The 20662-nt window shown below is 68.2% G+C and carries 20 protein-coding genes; 7 read left to right on the top strand and 13 right to left on the bottom strand.

The genetic code is table 11. From position 1 onward, the window contains the following. Positions 1–71 precede the first annotated feature (71 nt). From ACT53U_RS01250 to ACT53U_RS01265, 4 genes are read right to left on the bottom strand one after another with little or no spacing between them, the layout of a single operon-like run. Positions 72–698, bottom strand: a complete 627-nt coding sequence (locus tag ACT53U_RS01250; RefSeq protein ID WP_476152066.1) for a LysE family translocator — start codon at positions 696–698, stop codon at positions 72–74. Between the two features lie 21 nt (positions 699–719). Further along, a complete protein-coding gene (gene ntrC, locus ACT53U_RS01255) occupies positions 720–2162 on the bottom strand; it encodes a nitrogen regulation protein NR(I) (RefSeq protein WP_476136723.1) in 1443 nt (480 codons plus the stop codon). 22 nt (positions 2163–2184) lie between these two features. Further along, on the bottom strand, positions 2185–3324 hold the full coding sequence (locus ACT53U_RS01260; protein WP_476152067.1) for a two-component system sensor histidine kinase NtrB: 1140 nt from the start codon (positions 3322–3324) through the stop codon (positions 2185–2187). Next, positions 3321–4307 carry a tRNA dihydrouridine synthase gene (locus ACT53U_RS01265; protein ID WP_476152069.1) on the bottom strand — a complete coding sequence of 329 codons (987 nt, stop codon included), beginning with the start codon at positions 4305–4307 and terminating at the stop codon, positions 3321–3323. The genes ACT53U_RS01260 and ACT53U_RS01265 overlap by 4 nt, the downstream gene beginning before the upstream one ends. Before the next feature lie 287 nt (positions 4308–4594). Between ACT53U_RS01265 and ACT53U_RS01270 the strand changes: the two genes are divergently transcribed. Both ACT53U_RS01270 and ACT53U_RS01275 read left to right on the top strand, forming a co-directional pair. Further along, positions 4595–5794, top strand: a complete 1200-nt coding sequence (locus tag ACT53U_RS01270) for a bifunctional 2-C-methyl-D-erythritol 4-phosphate cytidylyltransferase/2-C-methyl-D-erythritol 2,4-cyclodiphosphate synthase (protein WP_476152070.1) — start codon at positions 4595–4597, stop codon at positions 5792–5794. An 11-nt stretch (positions 5795–5805) separates the two neighbouring features. Beyond that, entirely contained in the window at positions 5806–6324 is a 519-nt protein-coding gene (locus tag ACT53U_RS01275) for a CinA family protein (protein WP_476152072.1), read from the top strand. 201 nt (positions 6325–6525) lie between these two features. Here ACT53U_RS01275 and kdsA read toward each other — a convergent pair whose 3' ends face one another. The 5 genes from kdsA to secG all read right to left on the bottom strand — a co-directional run bounded on the left by kdsA (position 6526) and on the right by secG (position 10979). Beyond that, positions 6526–7356, bottom strand: a complete 831-nt coding sequence (kdsA, locus tag ACT53U_RS01280) for a 3-deoxy-8-phosphooctulonate synthase (RefSeq protein ID WP_476152074.1) — start codon at positions 7354–7356, stop codon at positions 6526–6528. Between the two features lie 43 nt (positions 7357–7399). After that, positions 7400–8302: a VOC family protein gene (locus ACT53U_RS01285; protein WP_476152076.1), complete on the bottom strand. Its 903-nt coding sequence runs from the start codon at positions 8300–8302 to the stop codon at positions 7400–7402. 29 nt (positions 8303–8331) lie between these two features. Then, positions 8332–8751 (bottom strand): DUF350 domain-containing protein, encoded by a 420-nt coding sequence (locus ACT53U_RS01290; RefSeq protein ID WP_476152078.1) that lies wholly within the window; start codon positions 8749–8751, stop codon positions 8332–8334. A gap of 22 nt (positions 8752–8773) precedes the next feature. Continuing rightward, positions 8774–10402 (bottom strand): CTP synthase, encoded by a 1629-nt coding sequence (locus tag ACT53U_RS01295; protein ID WP_476152080.1) that lies wholly within the window; start codon positions 10400–10402, stop codon positions 8774–8776. A gap of 160 nt (positions 10403–10562) precedes the next feature. Then, positions 10563–10979, bottom strand: a complete 417-nt coding sequence (gene secG / locus ACT53U_RS01300; RefSeq protein WP_476152082.1) for a preprotein translocase subunit SecG — start codon at positions 10977–10979, stop codon at positions 10563–10565. 353 nt (positions 10980–11332) lie between these two features. On the opposite strand from secG, the gene ACT53U_RS01305 reads away from it, so the two are divergent. Then, positions 11333–11743, top strand: a complete 411-nt coding sequence (locus tag ACT53U_RS01305; protein ID WP_476152084.1) for a DoxX family protein — start codon at positions 11333–11335, stop codon at positions 11741–11743. Positions 11744–12025: 282 nt separating this feature from the next. On the opposite strand, the gene tpiA is transcribed toward ACT53U_RS01305, so the two are convergent. Continuing rightward, positions 12026–12766 carry a triose-phosphate isomerase gene (tpiA, locus tag ACT53U_RS01310; RefSeq protein ID WP_476152086.1) on the bottom strand — a complete coding sequence of 247 codons (741 nt, stop codon included), beginning with the start codon at positions 12764–12766 and terminating at the stop codon, positions 12026–12028. Between the two features lie 126 nt (positions 12767–12892). Then, positions 12893–13393, bottom strand: a complete 501-nt coding sequence (locus ACT53U_RS01315) for a hypothetical protein (RefSeq protein WP_476152087.1) — start codon at positions 13391–13393, stop codon at positions 12893–12895. A gap of 237 nt (positions 13394–13630) precedes the next feature. Between ACT53U_RS01315 and ACT53U_RS01320 the strand changes: the two genes are divergently transcribed. From ACT53U_RS01320 to ACT53U_RS01330, 3 genes are read left to right on the top strand one after another with little or no spacing between them, the layout of a single operon-like run. Continuing rightward, positions 13631–15526, top strand: a complete 1896-nt coding sequence (locus ACT53U_RS01320; protein WP_476152089.1) for a peptidylprolyl isomerase — start codon at positions 13631–13633, stop codon at positions 15524–15526. Between the two features lie 16 nt (positions 15527–15542). Then, complete coding sequence (gene trpE / locus ACT53U_RS01325) at positions 15543–17060, top strand: anthranilate synthase component I (protein WP_476152091.1); 1518 nt, start codon at positions 15543–15545, stop codon at positions 17058–17060. 15 nt (positions 17061–17075) lie between these two features. Beyond that, positions 17076–17630, top strand: a complete 555-nt coding sequence (locus ACT53U_RS01330; RefSeq protein WP_476152093.1) for a hypothetical protein — start codon at positions 17076–17078, stop codon at positions 17628–17630. A gap of 54 nt (positions 17631–17684) precedes the next feature. Here ACT53U_RS01330 and ACT53U_RS01335 read toward each other — a convergent pair whose 3' ends face one another. Together ACT53U_RS01335 and ACT53U_RS01340 are read right to left on the bottom strand one after the other, a co-directional pair. Next, entirely contained in the window at positions 17685–18986 is a 1302-nt protein-coding gene (locus ACT53U_RS01335) for a TadE/TadG family type IV pilus assembly protein (protein WP_476152095.1), read from the bottom strand. Between the two features lie 122 nt (positions 18987–19108). Beyond that, a complete protein-coding gene (locus tag ACT53U_RS01340; protein WP_476152097.1) occupies positions 19109–19822 on the bottom strand; it encodes a hypothetical protein in 714 nt (237 codons plus the stop codon). Positions 19823–20050: 228 nt separating this feature from the next. Here ACT53U_RS01340 and ACT53U_RS01345 point away from each other — a divergent pair, with 228 nt between their 5' ends. Further along, positions 20051–20656 (top strand): anthranilate synthase component II, encoded by a 606-nt coding sequence (locus ACT53U_RS01345; RefSeq protein WP_476153035.1) that lies wholly within the window; start codon positions 20051–20053, stop codon positions 20654–20656. The last annotated feature ends 6 nt before the right edge of the window (positions 20657–20662 follow it).

The raw sequence follows: 20662 nt of genomic DNA on the forward strand, positions 1-20662 counted from the left end.
GGGATTGTTGCCGAATTGCGGCACTGTTGCCACCACGCCACGCTTTTGGACGAAGGCTGCGGCGTTTGGCGTCACGCCCGATGCGGCATCGCGGCGTCCCAGGCGGTCTTCAGCCCGAACAGGACGAAGAGCACGCCGACCGCCCGCGTCACCCCGCCGCGGAAGCGCAGGAAGAGCCGGCCGACCTGCGGCAGCCCCGACCAGGCGACGGTGACGACGTCGCCGATCGCCATGCCGAGCGTGGTGGCGGCGAAGAGCATGGCGGCGCCGGCGAGATCGAGCGACGGCCCCGCCCCGACCGACAGCGCGCCGTACATGGCGAGCGAGAACGGGTAGGCCTTGGGATTGGTCAGGCCGAACATCAGCCCGGCGCGGATCGGCCGGTCGCCGACCACCGTCGTGGCCCCGCCCTCACCGCGCGAGAAGATCGCGCGGAAGCCGAGCCAGACGAGATAGAGGCCGCAGGCGAGCCCGAGCAGGCGGAAGAGATCCGGCCCCAGCCGGCTCGCCCCCATCAGCGCGGCGAGCGCCAGCGCCGACCACGTCATGTCGCCCACCCCGTGACCGAGAAAGAAGGCGAGCCCCCGCCCCCGGCCCTTGTCGGCGGTGATGGCGAGGACCGCGAGCGTCGCCGGACCGGGTGTCACCACGTAGACGATGCCGGCGAGAACGGCGGCGGGAAGGATCGTCCAGTCCATCGTCGTTCTCTCCGGTTCGGTTCAGCGCGACGAGCGGATCACCTGCACGTCGAGATCGCGGATCTTCTTGCGCAGCGTGTTGCGGTTCACGCCGAGCAGTTCCGCCGCCTTGATCTGGTTGCCGCGGGTGGCCGCCAGAGCCGCCGAGATCAGCGGGTATTCGACCTCGCGCAGGATCCGGTGATAGAGCCCGGGCGGCGGCAGGTTGTCGCCGAAGGAGGCGAAATAAGTGGTCAGATGCCGCTCGACCGCCGCCGAGATGCCCTCTTCGCCCGGCTTTTCCTCCGGCGCGGAGACCAGCACCGGCTGGGCGAGTTCGGTCTCGATCACCGAGGTGGTGATGATGTCCTGCGGATAGAGCGCGGCGAGGCGGCGGATCAGATTCTCGAGCTCGCGCACGTTGCCCGGCCAGCGATAGCGGCGCAGGCGGTCGAGCGCCGCCGTCTCGATCTGCTTGGCCGGCAGCCCTTCCTTCTCGGCGAGCGTGAAGAAGTGGCGCACCAGATCGCCGATGTCCTCCGACCGTTCCCGCAGGGGGGGAAGCCGGATCGGCACGACGTTGAGGCGGAAATAGAGGTCTTCGCGGAAGAGCCCCTGGTTGATCAGCTGGCGCAGATCCTTGTTGGTCGCCGCCACGATCCGGACGTCGGTCTTGATCGGGGTGCGGCCGCCCACGGTGGTGTATTCGCCCTGCTGGAGGACGCGCAGCAGGCGCGTCTGGGCGTCCATCGGCATGTCGCCGATCTCGTCGAGGAAGAGCGTGCCGCCCTCCGCCTGCTCGAAGCGGCCGGAGGCGCGGCTGGCCGCACCGGTGAAGGCGCCCTTCTCGTGGCCGAAGAGTTCGCTCTCGATCAGGTCGCGCGGGATCGCCGCCATGTTGATGGCGACGAAGGGCCCGGTGCGGCGCTTGCCGTAGTCGTGCAGCGCGCGCGCGACCAGTTCCTTGCCGGTGCCGCTCTCGCCGGTGATCATCACCGTGAGGTCGGTCTGCATCAGACGGGCGAGGACGCGGTAGATGTCCTGCATCGCCGGCGAACGGCCGACCAGCGGGATGGCATCGCCGTCGCCGTCGACGCGGTCGGGCATCCGCCGGTTCTTCGGCTCGGCGAGTGCGCGCCCGACGATCGAGATCAGCTCCTTCAGGTCGAAGGGCTTGGGCAGATACTCGTAGGCGCCCTTCTCCGAGGCGCGGATCGCCGTCATGAACGTGTTCTGCGCGCTCATCACCACGACCGGCAGATCCGGCCGCATCTTCTTGATGCGCGGCAGGAGGTCGAAGGCGTTCTCGTCCGGCATGATGACGTCGGTGATGACGAGGTCGCCCTCGCCCTGCGCCACCCAGCGCCACAGCGTCGCCGCGTTCGAGGTCAGACGGACTTCGTAACCCGCCCGCGACAGCGCCTGATTGAGCACCGTGCGGATGGCGGCGTCGTCGTCGGCGACCAGAATGTTGCCCGATGGCATGATCGAAGGTCCTCGCCGTTGGTCAGGAGCCGAAGAACGCCCGCTCGTCCCGATGCGCGGTATAGGCCGGCATCAGGATGCGGAAGACGGTCTTGCGGGGCTGGCTTTCGCATTCGACCACGCCGCCGTGGTCGCGGACGATCTTGGCGACCAGCGCCAGACCCAGCCCCGACCCGTTGGTCTTGGTGGTCACGAAGGGATCGAAGAGATGTTCGAGGAGGTCGGCCGGCACACCCGGGCCGTTGTCCTTGACGCAGAATTCGAGCGGCAGCGTCATCTTCTCCTTCGAACCCGGCACCGACAGACGGACGCCGGGACGATAGGCGGAGGTGAGCACGATCTCGCCGTCGGGCGCATCGCCGATCGCCTCGGAGGCGTTCTTGATCAGGTTCAGGAACACCTGCACCAGCTGATCGCGATTGGCGAGCACCGGCGGCAGCGACGGGTCGTATTCCTCGACGATGCGGATCGAGCGGGCGAAGCCCGAGAGCGCCAACCGCTTCACGTGGTCGAGCACGCCGTGGATGTTGACCGCGTCACGCTCGACCGGCCGCTCGTCGGAGAAGACCTCCATCCGGTCGACCAGCTTCACGATGCGGTCGGCCTCGTCGCAGATGAGCCGGGTCAGCGTGCGGTCGTCGTCATCGGCCGACTGTTCCAGCAGCTGCGCCGCACCGCGGATGCCCGACAGCGGGTTCTTGATCTCGTGGGCGAGCATCGCCGCGAGGCCCGTCACCGTGCGCGCCGCGCCGCGATGGGTCAGCTGACGGTCGATCTTGTCGGCCATCGAGCGTTCCTGGAACATCAGGACGACGTACTCGGGCTTGTCGGCGATCGGCGCGGCATAGATGTCGACCATCTTCTCGCCCGGCAGACGCGGGCTCTCGATGTCGACGCGATATTCGCTGACCGGCGCCTGCCGATCGCGCACCTGCGCCACCAGTTCCAGCACCGGCGAGCCGAAGGGCAGGAAATACGAGATCTCGTGCCGCCGCATGAAGGGGGCGGAGGCCTGGAAGAAGTGTTCGGCGGCGTCGTTGGCCGAGACGATGCGTCCCTCGCCGTCGACCGTGATCACCGGATGGGGCAACGCGCCGAGCACCGCGACCGGGGTCGGGTCGGCGGGCGGCTCGCCCGGTTGGCGTGGAACGGTCTGGCTCATGCGGCCCGCCTCTGTGTGCTGTCGCCGAAGATGGCGTGGACATGATCGATCACCGCGGCCGGCTCCTTCGCGGTCAGGAGCGCCCGGCGGGCGGTATCGGTGACGGAGACGCCCGCCCCGGCGACATGCGCGTCGAGGTACCAGGCGAGATGCTTGCGCGCCGCCATCAGCCCGACGCGGACGCCGTGATGGGCGACCATCGCCTCGAAATGTTCGACGATCAGCCTGGTGAGCGCCCGGCCCGTCGGTGCCGCAACCGCCGCCTCGCCGCGCAGTGCACGGGCGACGTCGCCCGGCAGCCACGGCCGGCCGCAGGCGGCGCGTCCGATCATCACCCCGTCCGCTCCGCAAGTCGCCATGGCCGCGCGCGCCGTGTCGATGCCGTCGATGTCGCCGTTGACGATCAACGGCACGTCGATCGCCTCGCGCACCGCGGCGATCGCCGCCCAGTCGGCGGTGCCTTCGTAGAACTGATCGCGGGTGCGGCCGTGGACGGTGACGAGCGACACGCCCTCGGCGACGGCACGACGCGCCAGCTCCGGAGCGTTCATGCTGTCGCGCGACCAGCCGAGCCGCATCTTGAGCGTCACGGGGATGCGATCCGGCGTCGCCGCGCGGACGGCCTTGACGATCGAGATCGCCAGGTCGAGATCGCGCATCAGCGCCGAACCGGACAGGCCGTTGCAGACGCGCTTGGCCGGGCAGCCCATGTTGAGGTCGACGACGTCGGCACCGGCCTCGACCGCCATGATCGCGGCACGCGCCGTCGGCTCCGGCTTGCGGCCGGCGAGCTGGACGACGTGGAGCCCCAGCCCCTCGCCCGCCAGACGCACCGAGGCGTCGACGCCGCCGGTGGTGAGTTCGTCGGACGCGACCATCTCGGTCACCACCACGTCGCAGCCGAATCGCGCCGCGATCCGCCGGAAGGGCAGATCGGTGATGCCGGACATCGGCGCCAGGAAGACGGGAGAGGATGGCAGCAATCCACCGAGCAGGCCCTCGGGGGCCGCCGCGGATGTCGACTCGTCGGAAAGGCCCGACCCGGCCATGCTCATTCGTTGGGCAAAATCGGTCATTGACCACATAGATGGCAGAAAATCGAAGGAGAGCAAGAACCCGGATGAAAAATCTCGGGGGCATTCGCCTCAGGATTGACCGATATGGTGTATTGGCAGGCATGTCGACGGCGCGAAGCTCGCGCGTGAAGCGTCATGCCGTCGCGCCAGAGACCCTTCCAGCGGTTTTGCCGCCCTTCGGAGCGCTCGTTCCCGTGAAGCCCTCGACCGCCGTCCTGATCGTCGCCGCCGGCTCCGGCAGCCGCGCCGCCCGCGCCGATGCCCTGCCGAAACAGTATCGCCCGATCGGCGGCCTGCCCGTGCTCACCCGCACCATTGCCGCCTTCCTCGATCATCCCGCGATCGACGCCGTCGTCGTGGCGATCTCGCCGGAGCACGGCGATCTCTATGCCGAGTCGGTCGCGCGGCTCACCAGTGACGCGCGGCTCCTCCCCCCGGTTCACGGCGGGGCGACACGGCAGATCTCGGTGCGGCGCGGCCTCGAGGCGCTGGCGACGATCGCCCCCGACCGCGTCCTCGTCCACGACGCCGCCCGCCCCTTCGTCTCGGCCGGCGTGATCGATCGCACGCTCGCCGGGCTCGACACCGCCGACGGCGTCCTCGCCGCGGTCGCGGTGGTCGACACGCTGAAGCGGGTCGACGAGAGCGGCCGGATCGTCGAGACGGTGTCGCGCGAGCGCGCCCACGCCGCCCAGACGCCGCAGGGCTTCCGCTGGGCGGCGCTCCACGCCGCCCACGCCCGCGCAGCCGCCGAGGGCCGCGACGACTTCACCGACGATGCCGCCGTCGCCGAATGGGCGGGTCTCGAGGTCCGCGTCGTCGAGGGCGATCCGGCCAACGTCAAGCTCACCACCAACGACGATTTCGCCGCCGCGGAGGCCCGCATGTCGCTCGATCTCTACGCCCGCCTGCCCGATGTCCGCGTCGGCACCGGCTACGACGTCCACGCCTTCGCCCCCGGCGACCACGTGACGCTGTGCGGCGTCGACATCCCCCACGTCGCCCGCCTCGACGGCCACTCGGACGCCGACGTGGCGCTGCACGCGCTGACCGACGCCATCCTCGGCGCGCTCGGCGACGGCGACATCGGTGCTCACTTCCCGCCATCCGATATGACATGGCGCGGCGCCGACAGCGTGATCTTCCTGAAGGACGCGCTCGACCGGCTCGCGAAGCGCGGCGGCATGCTGGCGCACGCCGACGTCACGATCATTTCCGAGGCGCCGAAGGTCGGCCCGCACCGCGAGGCGATGCGGTCGAGGCTCTCCGAGATCTGCGGCGTGACGATCGACCGCATCGGCGTCAAGGCGACGACCAACGAGAAGCTCGGCTTCGTCGGCCGGCGCGAAGGCATCGCCGTGATCGCCACCGCCACCATCCGCCTGCCCGCCTGAGGAGACCGCCCATGCTCGCGCTCGATCCGCTCCTGCCGCTCGCCGCCCGCGTGATCGAGAGGGCGATCGCCCGCGGCGTCATGCTCTCGACCGCCGAATCCTGCACCGGTGGGCTGGTCGCGGGGCTGCTGACCTCGATCGCCGGCTCCTCCGCCGTGGTCGACCGCGGCTTCGTCACCTATTCCAACGCCGCCAAGGCCGACATGCTCGGCGTCGAGCCGCGCCTGATCGAGCGCGTCGGCGCGGTGTCGGAGGAAGTCGCCGTGGCGATGGCGGAAGGCGCACTCGGCCGCACCACGGTCGCCGCCCCGGCGCGCGAGGCGCTCGCGGTGTCGATCACCGGCATCGCCGGTCCCGGCGGCGGATCGGCCGAAAAGCCGGTCGGCCTCGTCCACTTCGCCGCGGCGCGCACCAGCCGCCCGACCCGTCCCGTCGAACGCCGCTTCGGCGATCTCGGCCGTGACGACGTGCGCCTGGCGGCGGCGGAGCAGGCTCTGAAATTGCTCGAAGAATTTCTTCTTGAAGATTGAAATTATTCAATATTGGCAATGTGCGCGATACTTCGAGACGCGGGCCTGCGGCCCGCTCCTCAGCATGAGGCGCTTGCAATTTTTCGATGAAATCCAAAGCGCCTCATGCTGAGGAGGGCGCCCTACGGCGCCCGTCTCGAAGCATCGCGCACCATGGCAACACGCCGCCACCGCACCTCGCATCGGCCCGAAGCGACCGCCTCACGCCCCCTTGGCGACCCGGTCGAAGGCCTGGAGCTTGGCGAGCAGCGCCGGCATGTCCTTCAGCGCCGCCATGTTGGGGCCGTCGGAGGGCGCCCGATCGGGATCCTCGTGGGTCTCGATGAAGAGGCCGGCGACGCCGACCGCCACCGCCGCCCGCGCCAGCACCGCGACGAACTCGCGCTGGCCGCCCGAGGACGTGCCCTGCCCGCCCGGCTGCTGCACCGAATGGGTGGCGTCGAAGATCACCGGGGCGCCCATCGCCGCCATGATCGGCAGGGCGCGGAAGTCGGAGACCAGCGTGTTGTAGCCGAAGGAGGCGCCGCGCTCGGTCAGGAGCACGTTGGGGTTGCCGGCGCCGGTGAGCTTGGCCACCACGTTCTTCATGTCCCAGGGGGCGAGGAACTGGCCCTTCTTGACGTTGATCGTCCGCCCCGTCGCGGCCGCCGCCAGCAGGAGGTCGGTCTGGCGGCAGAGGAAGGCCGGGATCTGCAGGATGTCGACCACTTCCGCCACCGGCGCGCACTGCGCCGCGTCGTGGACGTCGGTGAGAACGGGAAGCCCGAGGCTCTCGCGGATTTCGGCGAAGACCGGCAGCGCACCGGCAAGGCCGACGCCGCGCTGCGCCGTGGCCGAAGTACGGTTGGCCTTGTCGAACGAGGTCTTGAAGACGAGGCCGATGCCGAGCTTCGTGGTGATCTCCTTCAGCGCCGCGGCGGTCTCGAGCGCATGCGCCCGGCTCTCCATCTGGCAGGGGCCGGCGATCAGCGCGAAGGGCGCCGTATTGGAGAAGCGGACGGAACCGACGACGACTTCCGAATTGGGCGACATGGGGCGCTCTCCTCGATCGCGGCGCGATCGGCATGGTCGGGGATCAGGCGTGTTCGGCGAAGACCACGGTCGCGCCGTGGACGTCGGGGACGACCAGCGCCCCGTGACGGCGGCTCGCGGTGAGGCCGCCGGCGACGATCTGGCGCTCGGCCCGGTCGACGGTGTCGACGCCGAAGCGAAGGCCGGCGAAGGTGAGCCTTTCGGGCGTGGCGCGCAAGGCCTCGGCACCGTGGCGGAAGCGGAAGGCCGCGGGCGTCATCACCTCGATCGACCCGCGCGGGGTCGGGATGACGAGGCCGGCGCCGGTCGCGTGGAAGTCGCGCACCCCGGCGAAGGCCGACAGCCCCTCGTGGAAATCGGACGGGTCGGGCGCGACCAGGATCACCGCCTCGAGCCGGCTGGCACCGTTCGGGTGGCGCTGGAACTCCGCCCGCCAGAAGTTCTCGGGGAAGCGCTGGCGGCAGGTGAAGAAGCCCATGTCGGGCTCGCCCGCGTCCCCCGCCCCGGTGAAGCCGGTGAAGGTCAGGTCGAAGCCGACGGGCCGCTCCTCGCCCTCGGGCGACACCGCGACGCGCTCGAAGGCGAAGGGCGCGTATGTGCGCAGCCCCGCCGCGGCGAAGGCGGCGCGATCGACCTCCGGATCGGTACCCTCGAGCACCAGCATCGAGAGCCCCTCGGCGTGGCTTTCGAGGAAGTCGCGATTGTAGGCGCCGAAGGAGAAGGCATCGCCCGCATGTTCCGGGATCGCCGCGCCGTCGCCGACCGCCAGCACCTCGACGAAGGCGCCGGCGAGCTGGACGAGGCGGTTCTCGGTGCCCCAGGGATGGCGCGCCTTCGGCGTCAGGCGGAAGCCGAGCCGCTCCCACGTCCGGGCGGCGGCATCGAGATCGCGAACCGCGGCGACGACGTGGTCGAGCCCGCGCGGGGCATTGACGGGATGGGACAAGTCCGGCCTCCGGGCGGCGGGTCGGCGCCTCACAGCGCCATGGCGGCGGCGTCGACGATGCCACCGGCGAGCGAGGCGGTACCGAGCATCAGGCCGGTGGCGATCTCGCCGCGTTCGATGCGGGCGGAGACGTCGGAGAGCAGCAGCAGGCGGAAGAACCAGTAGACGACCACCTGCACGACGATCGCCACCAGCCCCCAGACGATGAAGACGAGCAGCGTCGCCGAATGCTGGGCGGCGACCGCCAGCGGAAGCGTGTAGCCGATCATCGACCCGGCGAAGGCGGCCGCGGCGGCGGCGTTGTTCGCCCGGATCAACGCCATCTCGTCGTGCGGCGTCGCCAGCATGTAGATCGCGGCATAGACCGCGATCAGGCCGATCGAGATCCCGATCCAGATCAGGAAGGCAGGGAGCCCGGCGAGGCTCTCGGTGATCGGCGTGAAGTCCATCGCTTGCCTCCCTGAGGATCGATCAGACGAGCCGGCTCTGCGCCTTCGCCGCCGCGATGAACGACGTGAACAGCGGATGCGGCTCGAACGGTCGGCTCTTCAGTTCCGGGTGGTACTGAACGCCGATGAACCACGGATGATCCGCGATTTCGACCGTCTCGGGAAGCTCGCCCGACGGCGACATGCCGGCGAAGTGAAGCCCCGCCGCCTCGAGCGCGTCGCGATAGGACACGTTGACCTCGTAGCGGTGACGATGACGCTCGGAAATCTCGGTCTTGCCGTAGATCTCGGCGATCTTCGAACCCGGCTCCAGCCGCGCCGTGTAGGCGCCGAGACGCATCGTGCCGCCCAGCGCTCCGCCCTCCTCGCGCTTCTGCAGCTCGTTGCCCTGGACCCATTCGGTCAGGAGGCCGACGACCGGCGCGGCGCAGGGGCCGAACTCGGTCGAGTTGGCGCCTTCGATGCCGGCCATGTTGCGGGCCGCCTCGATCACCGCCATCTGCATGCCGAAGCAGATGCCGAAATAGGGCACGTTCGACTTGCGCGCCCAGGAGGCCGCCTTGATCTTGCCCTCGGTGCCGCGCTTGCCGAAGCCGCCCGGCACCAGGATGCCGTGGACGTGCTCGAGATAGGGCGCCGGGTCTTCCTTCTCGAAGATCTCGGAATCGACCCAGTCGAGCTTGACCTTGACCCGGTTGGCGATGCCGCCGTGGGTCAGCGCCTCGATCAGCGACTTGTAGGCGTCGAGCAGCTCGGTGTACTTGCCGACGACCGCGATCGTGACCTCGCCTTCCGGATTGTGGATCCGGTCGGAGATCTCGTCCCAGCGGTGCATGTCGGGCTCCGGCACCACGTCGATGCCGAAGGCGGCGAGCACTTCGGTGTCGAAGCCTTCCTTGTGATAGGCGGCCGGCACGTCGTAGATCGACTTGACGTCGAGCGCCTGGATCACCGCCGAGGGTCGCACGTTGCAGAAGAGCGAGAGCTTGCGCCGCTCGTTCTCCGGAATGTGACGATCGGCGCGCACCAGCAGGATGTCGGGCGCGATGCCGATCGAGCGCAGCTCCTTGACGGAGTGCTGCGTCGGCTTGGTCTTCAGCTCGCCCGCCGACGGGATGTAGGGCATCAGCGTCAGGTGGACGTAGACGGCGTGACCGCGCGGCAGATCGTTGCCGAGCTGGCGGATCGCCTCGAAGAACGGCAGGCCCTCGATGTCGCCGACGGTGCCGCCGACCTCGATCAGGACGAAGTCGTAGCCCTCGTTGCCGGAAACGACGAATTCCTTGATCGCATCGGTGACGTGCGGGATGACCTGGACGGTGCCGCCGAGGTAGTCGCCGCGGCGCTCCTTGGCGATGATGTCCTGATAGATCTTGCCGGTCGTGATGTTGTCCTGCTTGTTGGCAGGCCGCCCGGTGAAGCGCTCGTAGTGGCCGAGGTCGAGGTCGGTCTCGGCACCGTCGTCGGTGACGAAACACTCGCCGTGCTGATACGGAGACATCGTCCCCGGATCGACGTTCAGATAGGGGTCCAGCTTGCGGAGCCGGACCTTGTAGCCACGTGCCTGAAGGAGCGCTCCGAGGGCCGCAGACGCAAGCCCCTTGCCGAGCGAAGACACCACGCCGCCGGTGATGAATACGTACCGCGCCATGGGATTCGACCATACTTCGGGGGCCACCCGATTCGCGAGTGGGAAAAGTGCGGCCCTGGATCTGTCCACGGAAAGGTCACGAGGACCTTCCAACGAAGAAGGGACCGGAAGACGCTGCGTCACCCGGTCCCGTTCGAGGCGTGCGCCCGAAGGCGCCCCGTCACTTGGCCGGAGCGGGCGTCGGGGTAGCCGGAGCCTGAGGAGCCGGGGCGGTGGAGCCGCCCTTCTGCATCTGGTTCAGCTGATCGAGAATGCCGTTGCCGCCCGCCGGAGCGGCCGGAGCCGCCGGCGCACCCGCCGGAGCGGTCTGCGAGGCCGGCGCGGCGCCGTCGAGGATCGACGACGGCTTGTCGCCGTGACGGCCGGCGAGGATCGCCAGGATCAGCGACGTCGCGAAGAAGCCGGCGCCGAGAATCGCAGTGGTGCGGGTCAGCACGTTGGCGGTGCCGCGCGAGCCCATCAGGCCGCCGCCGCCGCCGCCCATGCCGAGCGCGCCGCCCTCGGACTTCTGCAGGAGCACCACGCCGACGAGCGCGAGGACCAGCATCAGATGAATCACGATGATGACGGTTTCCATCGATTCCGACCGATCTTTCGAACGAACGCGACGACGCCGGGAAAATCCCCCGCGCCGTCTGTTCTGGATTGTTCGGGCGCCGAAGCCGACGCCGCATTTCGACGAGCCTCATACACGATCGCGCCCGCCCGCGCCAGTGACCGAGACGCCGATCCGACCGGCGCTCTTCACGACGCCGTGAAGCGAACGATCACCACGCGTCGCAACCGATTGTTCGACCCGTGACGACGATCCGTCGTCGGCGCGCCGTCTCGTGCGAGTGGTTCGCATGCGTCATGGTCATTCTCGAAGCAAGCGGCCTTCCCCTGGGCCGCACCCTCGGATCAGACGCATCATCGAACGGAGTTGCCCCCATGTCTTTCGCCGACAAGCTCGCCCCCCACGCCCCGAAGGCCCTCGCCGCGCTGCGGGTCGTGACCGCCCTGCTCTTCCTCCAGCACGGCCTCGCCAAGTTCTTCCACTTCCCCGCGGTGAAGATGTTCGAGGGGCTGAACCTCCTCTCCGGCCAGATCTTCTCGATGATCGGCCTCGCGGCGATCCTCGAGGTGGTCGGCTCGGTGCTGATCCTGATCGGTCTCTTCACCCGCCCCGTCGCCTTCGTCCTGTCGGGCTTCATGGCGGTCGCCTATTTCATGGCCCACGCCCCGCAGGGCTTCTACCCGGTCCTCAACGGCGGCGAGCTGGCGGCGCTCTATTCGTTCGTCTTCCTCTACTTCGTCTTCGCCGGCCCGGGCGCTTTCTCGCTCGACGAGAAGCGCGGCTGATCGCAAGAACGATCTCTCCGAAATCCCCGTCCAGAACGAAAGAAGGCGGCCCTCGGGGCCGCCTTCGTCGTGTTCGGTCGATGTCGTCTCGCTCCGGGCACTTCCGTCCCGTTCGGCTTCATGCTGAGGTGCCCGGCGCAGCCGGGCCTCGAAGCACGAAGCCACGACGGGCGGTGCCTCTCGGCCCTTCGCCCTTCGAGGCTCGCTCACGCTCGCACCTCAGGATGAAGGGCCTCCGCGAAGGTCCGACCAGGCGAAGCCGTCGGTCGGACCGCGTCGCGCTCAGAGATACGCCGCGGCGATGCCGAGGAAGTCCGCGGCCTTCAGCGAGGCGCCGCCGACCAGCGCGCCGTTGACGTTGGAGACCGACAGAAGCTCCTTGGCGTTCGACGGCTTGACCGAGCCGCCGTACTGGATGCGCACCTTCTCGCCCTCGGCGCCGTAGAGGCCGACGAGCTTCGCGCGGATGAAGTCGTGGACTTCCTTGACGTCGGCGAGCGTCGGGACGAGGCCGGTGCCGATCGCCCAGACCGGCTCGTAGGCGACGACCAGCGTCGCGCCCGTCATGCCGGCCGGCAGCGAACCGGCGATCTGGGTGCCGACGACGTCGAGCGTGGTGCCCGCCTTGCGCTCGGCTTCCGTCTCGCCGACGCAGACGATGGCGACGAGGCCGGCGCGCACCGCGGCTTCCGCCTTGGCCTTGACGACCGCATCGGTCTCGCCGTGATCGGCGCGACGCTCGGAATGGCCGACGATGACGTAGGTCGCGCCCGCGTCCTTCAGTTGCTCGGCGGCGATGTCGCCGGTGTGGGCGCCGGAGACCTTGGCATGGCAGTCCTGGCCGCCGATCGGGATCGGACCGCCGACCGCGGCGAGACGGGCGACCAACGTCGCCGGCGGGCAGATCGCGAGCTCGACCTTGGCGGCGAGATCCGCGCCGTAGCCGGCGATCATCGCCTCGAACTCCGCGACCGACGCGGTGGTTCCGTTCATCTTCCAATTGCCTGCGACGAGCGGCTTCATGGCGCTCTCCTCGATGTCGATCGTTTCTGCCCCGCGCCGAAGTAGCAGACGCGGCGGCCTCCCCGCAACGGCAGGGTGGCATGCCGATGCCTCACCTCGCGGCATTACGGATGACGAAGGCGTGCGTCACGCGCCCGAAGCCGTCCCCGCGGCGGCGCGGCGGCGGCGTTCCATCTCGCCGGCGAGTTCCTCCGGGTCGCGGCCGTAGTGGTCGACCAGCGACGAGACGCCCAGCGTCGGGTCGCGCGGCAGGCCGGGGAACGAGCGATCCCCGCCCCCTTCGCGCAGATGCACGACGACCGCCGCCCCCGCCCAACCCTCGCCCGCCTCGATCCGTTCGACCTCCGACCAGGCGACCGAGCCACCGAGGAAACCGAGCACGCGGATGCGGAAGCCCTCCGGCGTCAGCGTCAGCGAATTGGCGAAGGGCAGCACCGCCAGCACGATGCCGACGACGGCGAGCCACATCACGCCGACGAGCCACGGCATCAGCGCACTCTTCTCGATGATCGACAGCACGGTCGCGGTGATGGCGATCCCGACGGCGATGCCCATCATCGGCACCCGCCGGACGTCCTCGGCGGCGAGCCGCACGACGGGATGGGCGGACAGATCGGTCGGCTGCATCGCGGGCCTCCGCGGGCGAATCGAGGCCCGAGGATCGGGCGACGAACGCCAGTCTCGCCCGAACCGGCCCCTTGCCCAAGCCCCCCGAAGGTGCGATGCGATCACCCGTCCGCGTCCTCTCGGCGCGGACGACCGTGCCGCCTTGCCACTCGCGACGCGCGTTCCTATGATCCGCCCGCCCGCGCCGGGGGCTCGTCCCGGCGGTTCGAACACGTACCCACGGGACCCACGCCCCCCATGCTCGACGTCCTGCGCCGCGGCGCCTCCACCTGGATTTCCAAGCTCCTCCTCGGCCTGCTGATCGTCTCGTTCGGCGTGTGGGGCATCGCCGACGTGTTCCGCGGCTTCGGCTCGAACACCGCCTATCACGTGGGCAACCGCGAGATCGGCGTCGCCGAGCTCGACCACGACTACAACCGTGAAGTCCAGCAGATCGCGCGGCGCGCCGGCCGTCCCTTCACCAAGGACGAAGCGCTGAAGACCGGCGTCGGCCAGCAGATCCTCTCCCGCATCGTCACCGACGCGACGATCGGCGAGGCGGCGAGGCTGGAGAAGCTCGCGGTCTCCGACGCGACGATCCGCGAGGACATCCTGCGCGATCCGAACTTCAAGAACGCCGCCGGCAGCTTCGATCGCACCCGTTTCGTCGAGCTGCTGCGCTCGAACGGCTGGAACGAGGACATCTACATCGCCCGCCGCCGCTCCGACATGCTGCGCGCCCAACTGCTCGACGGCATGGTCGGCGGTCAGCCGGCGCCGAAGGTGCTGGTCGAAGCGCTCGACACCTTCCGCAACGAGACCCGCTCGATCCGCTACGCCGTTCTCTCGGCCGCCGGGCTCGGCGAGATCGCCCCGCCCGACGAGGCGACGCTGAAGACCTTCTTCACGGATCGCGCCCGCGCCTTCCGCGCGCCCGAGCGCCGCACCCTGTCGGTGCTGGTCCTCGATCCGGCTTCGATCGCCCGTCCCGAGGACGTCTCCGACGACGACGCCAAGGCCGAATACGAGGCCCGCAAGGCCCGCTTCACCGTCGAGGAGAAGCGCCGCGTGTTCCAGGTCCACGTCGCCGACGCCGCTGCCGGCGAGGCCTTCATCGCCGCCGTGAAGGGCGGCAAGGACTTCGAACAGGCCGCCGCCGAACTCGGTCAGAAGGCCGAGGACATCGACTTCGGCCTGCTCGCCCGTTCCGCCTTCGCCGATCCGGCGATCGCCGACGCCGCTTGGGACATCCCGGCCGTCGGTGACCTCTCCGGCGTGGTCGAAGGCAAGTTCGGCCCGGTCGTCCTGAAGCTCGCCGACCGCGTCGCCGGCTCGAGCAAGCCCTTCGCCGAGGTCGCCCCCGAGCTGAAGAAGGAGATCGCCGCCCGACGCGCCGAGAACGACGTTCTGGCGCGTCACGACCAGATCGAGGACGCCCTCGCCGGCGGTGCCAAGATCGAGGAAGTCGCCGCCCGCCTGTCGATGAAGGTCCGCGCCGTGGACGGCGTCGACCGTCAGGGCCGCCTCTCCGACGGCAAGACCGTCGACGGCATCCCCCATTGGGACGACGTGCTGAAGGGTGCCTTCGAGAGCGACGTCGGCGTCGAGAACGACGCCATCGACCTCGGCGGCAAGGGCTTCCTCTGGTACGCGGTGACGAAGATCGACCCGGCCCGCGACCAGACGCTCGACGAGGTCAAGGATCGCGTCGTCGCCGCCTGGAAGACGGAAGAGATCGCCCGCCGCCTCGGCGAGACCGCCAAGTCGCTGGCCGATCGCCTCGCCAAGGGCGAGGACTTCGAGACCGTCGCCAAGTCGGCCGGGCTCGAGGTGAAGACGTCGCCCGCCTTCAAGCGCGCCGAGCCGCCGGAGGGCCTGTCGGTCAAGGCCGTCGCCGCCGCCTTCGCCGGTCCCGAGGGCCACGTCGCCACCGTCACCCTCGAGGGCGGCGACACCATGCTGCTCAAGGTCGCCGACGTGACGCCGCCCGCCTTCTTCGCCGAGAGCGAGGAAGCCAAGACGGCGGCGAGCCGGATCTCCGGTTCGCTGCGCAACTCGCTGCTCGAGGCCTGGCTCGGACAGGTGCGCACCGACATCGGCGTGACCATGAACCCGTCGGTCGTCGACCGCGTCACCGGCCGCATCCGCGACTGATCATCGAGGAAAACCGATGCGCATCGAACCCTCGCTCGAAGCCCTTGCCGAACGCTACGACGCGGGGCATCCGACGGTGGTGTGGACCACGCTGGTGGGCGATCTCGAGACGCCGGTCTCGGCCTACGTCAAGATCGCCCGCGGCCGCGACCACTGCATCCTGCTCGAATCGGTCGAGGGCGGCGCCGTCCGCGGCCGCTATTCGATGATCGCCTTCGACCCGGATCTGGTCTTCCGGGCCAAGGGCGAGGCGGGCGAGATCAACCGTCGCTTCGCCGTCGACCGCACCGCCTTCGAGCCGGTCGAAGGCCGCGCGCTCGACGTCATCCGCACCCTCGTCCACGCCAACGAGTTCGCGATGCCCGAGGGCCTGCCGCCGATGTCGGCCGGCATGTTCGGCTATCTCGGCTACGACATGGTGCGCCAGATGGAGGAGATCGGGGCGCCCAACCCCGACGTCCTCGGCCTGCCCGACGCCATCCTGGTGCGCCCGCGCACCGAACTGGTCTTCGATGCCGTCAAGGACGAGATCTGGGTCGTCACCCGCGTCACGCCGGAACCCGGCGTCTCGGCCGAAAGCGCCCACGCCCGCGCCGTCGACCGCATCACCGCGGTGATCGACGCGCTCGACCAGCCGGTCGACAAGTCGGCCTGGGAAAGCGGCGAGGTCTCGCTCGACGTGCCCATGGTGTCGAACACCACGGCCGACGAATACTGCGCCATGGTCGAGCGCTCGAAGGAGTACATCAAGGCCGGCGACATCTTCCAGGTGGTGCTGTCGCAGCGCTTCGAGGCCCCCTTCACGCTGCCGCCCTTCGCGCTCTACCGCGCGCTGCGCCGGGTGAACCCCGCGCCCTTCCTCTATTTCCTCGACTTCGGCGACTTCTGCGTCGCAGGCTCCTCGCCGGAGATCCTGGTCCGCGTGCGCGACGGCGAGGTCACCATCCGCCCGATCGCCGGCACCCGCCCCCGCGGCAAGACGCCCTCCGAGGACAAGGCCAACGCGGCCGATCTCCTGGCCGATCCGAAGGAACTGTCGGAGCACCTGATGCTGCTCGACCTCGGCCGCAACGACGTCGGCCGCGTTTCCGAGATCGGCTCGGTCAAGGTCACCGACAAGTTCTTCCTCGAGTACTACTCCCAGGTGATGCACATCGTCTCGAACGTGACGGGGCGGCTCTCCTCCGCGCACGACGCGCTCGACGCGCTGGCCGCGGGCTTCCCCGCCGGCACGGTCTCGGGCGCGCCGAAGGTGCGGGCGATGGAGATCATCGACGAGCTCGAGAAGGAGAAGCGCGGGCTCTACGCCGGCTGCGTCGGCTATTTCTCGGCCGACGGCGCCATGGACACCTGCATCGCGCTGCGCACCGCGGTGATCAAGGACGGCAAGATGTTCGTCCAGGCCGGCGCCGGCATCGTGGCGGATTCGGTCCCCGCCTCCGAACAGGCCGAATGCGTCAACAAGGCCAAGGCCCTCTTCCGCGCCGCGGAAGAAGCCGTCCGCTTCGCGCAAGGTGCGAAGCGCGGTCAGTGATATGGGGAAGGGGCAATGTCGTCGAACGATGAGTTAAGCGCCGACATCGCGCACAACCTGTCTCAGGTCAGCTCCAAAGACACACAGACGGCAAGGCGCAACTTGGTCAGATCGTTGACTGCATATATAGAATATGCGCTGTCGGATTGGAAAATGTATATCCCACCAGGATCGCAAGAAGATCTTAGCGAACTCGACAGTGCAATTTTAGACGACCACATTATTCATATTACAGACGATGGTGAAAAGAGACGCGCAAAACTCAAGGTCCCAATACGGGGTCGGATAGTCGCCAAACTCAAGATCATAGAAAAGATCATCGGCAACAATGAGAGCGATATAAGCAAGGGTGACATTAAGAATATTGATGAATTATTTAAGATAAGAGATTTGATAACCCATCCAAAGCCACACTCGGATATAAGTATATCCGATGAGGATTTTGACAAATGCATAACATCTGCATATAGATTTTTTGGGAAATATACAACAATAAATGAAAAACTAATTGAAATGTCAAAAAGAGAGTTGGAATTCATAAGAAAAATAGTCGGGCACAAAGAAGAATAGAAATCATATCCATGCGAGACTTCGAAACAAAAATTCTCCTTCAATCACGTCTCGTCATTTGGTCAGGCGCAGGGCGCTGGTGATCTGGGTGACGATGCTCGACATCGCCGCCTGGATCGCGGGGCCGTTGTCGGCGGAGAAGTACCAGCTCGACGACGTGGCACAGGTCTTCAGCGTCGGCGCGAGCGACGACGCCAGCGGCGCGACGATCTGATTGTACTGCGCATCGCCCGTCACCGAGGGATAGGTCGCCTCGATGGCGATCAGCGTCGCCCCCGTCCCCTTGAGCGTGGTGCAGGCCGGGCCGTAGTCGAGATCGGTCGACCGACCGTAGGTGGTTCCGGGCGCAGGCAGATCCTCGATGCCGTCGGTGATGAAGACGACGTAGGTCTTGCGCGCCGCGGCACTGCTGCCGTCGCCGACGTTGGTCAGCGCACTCTTCACGGACCCGAGCGCGCTCGACGTCTGCGTGTAGCCCCAGTTGGAAGCGGCATTGCCGATCGCCTCGATGTCGATCGTCGCCGCCTTCGTGGTCGCCGCCGTGATCGACGCCGTGCTCGACTGCAGCGTCGAGAAATTCGTCCCGTAGGTGTAGATCGCGAAGCGCGAATCCGCCCCGGCCGAGGTCAGCGCCGGCGACAGCGAGCTGAAGAAGGTCTGGATCGCGGTGTTCACGTAGTCGATCTTCAGCTTGACGCCGTTGTTCTTCGCCACCACCCGATAGTCTGTCTTCGAATAGTAGTGATTGGGGTCGTGGCAGGCGAAGGCGCAGTAGCCGTATTTCGATCCGCTCTGGAGCTTGGAGATGTCGCTCGACGTACCGCCGATCGCCATGGACCCCGAGACGTCGACGAGAAAGACGAACTGGTAGTATTTGACGGAACTGCCGGTCTGGGCGCTGGAGCCGATCGCGATGTCGACCTTGTCGAAGCCGCCGAGCCCCATCAGCCTGGTGGGAACCGATGCCTTGACGGACAGGTCGGTGGTGAAGGTCTGGCCGGCGACCGCCGTCGTGGTGACGGTGAGCGTCGGCGTCCCCACGAAGACGGTGGAGCCGAGATTGTTGGTGAAGGCCGTCTGAGCCGTGGAGGCGGCGAGCGTCTTGGCTGCGGCTATGTTCGACGTCGTCCATCCGCCGTTCTGGTCGATGTAGACCGCCGCCGCGCGCGATGCGGCGAGCGCCGCCGAATCGGCCGCGGTCTGGGCCTTCGAGCGGGCCGACATCACGAAACCGAAGTCGATCACGATGCCGACCGCGAGGAGCATGCCGATAAGCGCCGCCGCGAACATCATCGCGACCGACCCCCGCGCGTCGCGCCCGAAGGCTCGCAGCATGCCGACGACGGATTCGACCATGTCGCATTCCCTTTTCGACGCCACCACGCGCGCCCTCGAGGCCGACGATCATCCACCGCATTTCTTGAATTTCAGTTGAACGCGCCCGACGATCGTTCTTCGATCGACGTTTCCGCCCGCCGTCACTTCCCCGCCCCTCCCCCGCCCTTCGCCGCACAGGCCACCTCGGCGCGGGCGGCGAGGTCGGGGAGCTTCCGCTCGGCCAGCCACACACGGAGTGGTTTCGCGACGGCGGATTCCGGCAGGGGCGGCCGAACGAGGGCGCAAGGGTCGAAGCCATGATCGAGGAGAAGTCCGACGAACGCACCCAGATCGGAGCTCTGTCCCGAACGGACGACGTCGACGGCATGATACCCCCGATGATCGCGACCGTCGGCCGAGGCGCCGTGATCGAGGAGCTGTGCGAGGCGCGCCGGATCGGTATACCGTCCCGCCTCGACGATCGGCAGCCTGCCGTCGGCGTCGCGTCGGTTCGGATCGGCCCCCGCCTCGAGAATGACGGCGAGCGTCTGCGGAGAGACGGCACGCGTCGGCGGCGAGTCGAAGGCGAGCGTGAGAAGCGTGTGTCCGGCGATCTCGGTCTCGACCGCCCCGTCGTGGCGGAGCAGACGGCGCAACAGCGCTTCCGGCCGATCCAGTTCGAGAGCCACGGCGAAATGGTCGGCAAGGTCGCCGATGCCGAGGGTGTCCTCGATCCATACGCCGACATATCTGAACCGGTCGGGGTACTCCTCGGCGAAGCGATCGATGGCGAGGATCGCAGCGATTGCGACGCCGGCCAGGGCAGCGAGCGAAACGAGCGCGTAGGTGGCCATGCGCGGCAGTCGTCCGATCATGGCGCGCGAACTCCCGGGGACGTCACCGAACAGCGACATCGGATCACCTCTCGGTTGCATGATGCCACCATTGTGCCGGCGATTTCAAAGGGTGCGGAAAAGTCGCACCTCTCTCCCCGCGACGCGATCCGGCCGTCGCGGCGGTGCGCGAGCCGCACCCTCGTGCGTGACAAAGCCGCCCTCCCCGGCTATCTCTCGACCACGTTCATTGCCGGGGCATCGGGCCGCATGTTTCTCGTCGTCGACAACTACGACAGCTTCACCTGGAACCTCGTCCATCTGATCGGCGCCGAGGGCGTCGAGCTGAAGGTCGTGCGCAACGACAAGATCACCGTCGACGAGGTCGAAAAACTCGATCCCGAAGGCGTCATCCTGTCGCCCGGTCCCTGTACGCCCAACGAGGCCGGCATCTGCCTCGAGACGATCGAGCGGCTCGGCGCCCACATGCCGATCTTCGGCGTCTGCCTCGGCCATCAGGCGATCGGTCAGGCCTACGGCGGCAAGGTCATCCGCGCCCCGCACCTGATGCACGGCAAGACCTCGACCATCCGCCACGACGGACGCGGCCTCTTCCGTGGCCTCAATGCCGACTTCACCGGCACCCGCTATCACTCGCTGATCGTCGAGCGCTCGAGCCTGCCGGCCAGCCTCTCGCCGGTGGCCTCGTCGGACGACGGGCTGATCATGGGCCTGATGCACGTCGAGCACCCGGTCCACGGCGTCCAGTTCCATCCCGAGTCGATCGCCTCGGAGAACGGCGCCAAGCTCGTCCGCAACTTCCTCGAGATCGCCCGCGACTTCAACGATCGCACCCGCGACCGCCGCGCCGCCTGAACCGTC

The sequence above is a fragment of the Pinisolibacter sp. DMC19 genome (assembly GCF_056313985.1).

Excerpts from the sequence above, each read along its gene's own strand:
- ACT53U_RS01335 (WP_476152095.1), bottom strand. The coding sequence starts at position 18,986 with ATGGTCGAATCCGTCGTCGGCATGCTGCGAGCCTTCGGGCGCGACGCG.
- ACT53U_RS01315 (WP_476152087.1), bottom strand. The coding sequence starts at position 13,393 with ATGCAGCCGACCGATCTGTCCGCCCATCCCGTCGTGCGGCTCGCCGCC.
- ACT53U_RS01290 (WP_476152078.1), bottom strand. The coding sequence starts at position 8,751 with ATGGACTTCACGCCGATCACCGAGAGCCTCGCCGGGCTCCCTGCCTTC.
- ACT53U_RS01260 (WP_476152067.1), bottom strand. The coding sequence starts at position 3,324 with ATGAGCCAGACCGTTCCACGCCAACCGGGCGAGCCGCCCGCCGACCCG.
- ACT53U_RS01250 (WP_476152066.1), bottom strand. The coding sequence starts at position 698 with ATGGACTGGACGATCCTTCCCGCCGCCGTTCTCGCCGGCATCGTCTAC.
- ACT53U_RS01305 (WP_476152084.1), top strand. The coding sequence starts at position 11,333 with ATGTCTTTCGCCGACAAGCTCGCCCCCCACGCCCCGAAGGCCCTCGCC.
- trpE (WP_476152091.1), top strand. The coding sequence starts at position 15,543 with ATGCGCATCGAACCCTCGCTCGAAGCCCTTGCCGAACGCTACGACGCG.
- ACT53U_RS01295 (WP_476152080.1), bottom strand. The coding sequence starts at position 10,402 with ATGGCGCGGTACGTATTCATCACCGGCGGCGTGGTGTCTTCGCTCGGC.
- ACT53U_RS01345 (WP_476153035.1), top strand. The coding sequence starts at position 20,051 with ATGTTTCTCGTCGTCGACAACTACGACAGCTTCACCTGGAACCTCGTC.
- ntrC (WP_476136723.1), bottom strand. The coding sequence starts at position 2,162 with ATGCCATCGGGCAACATTCTGGTCGCCGACGACGACGCCGCCATCCGC.
- ACT53U_RS01275 (WP_476152072.1), top strand. The coding sequence starts at position 5,806 with ATGCTCGCGCTCGATCCGCTCCTGCCGCTCGCCGCCCGCGTGATCGAG.
- ACT53U_RS01330 (WP_476152093.1), top strand. The coding sequence starts at position 17,076 with ATGTCGTCGAACGATGAGTTAAGCGCCGACATCGCGCACAACCTGTCT.
- ACT53U_RS01320 (WP_476152089.1), top strand. The coding sequence starts at position 13,631 with ATGCTCGACGTCCTGCGCCGCGGCGCCTCCACCTGGATTTCCAAGCTC.
- secG (WP_476152082.1), bottom strand. The coding sequence starts at position 10,979 with ATGGAAACCGTCATCATCGTGATTCATCTGATGCTGGTCCTCGCGCTC.
- ACT53U_RS01340 (WP_476152097.1), bottom strand. The coding sequence starts at position 19,822 with ATGATCGGACGACTGCCGCGCATGGCCACCTACGCGCTCGTTTCGCTC.
- kdsA (WP_476152074.1), bottom strand. The coding sequence starts at position 7,356 with ATGTCGCCCAATTCGGAAGTCGTCGTCGGTTCCGTCCGCTTCTCCAAT.
- tpiA (WP_476152086.1), bottom strand. The coding sequence starts at position 12,766 with ATGAAGCCGCTCGTCGCAGGCAATTGGAAGATGAACGGAACCACCGCG.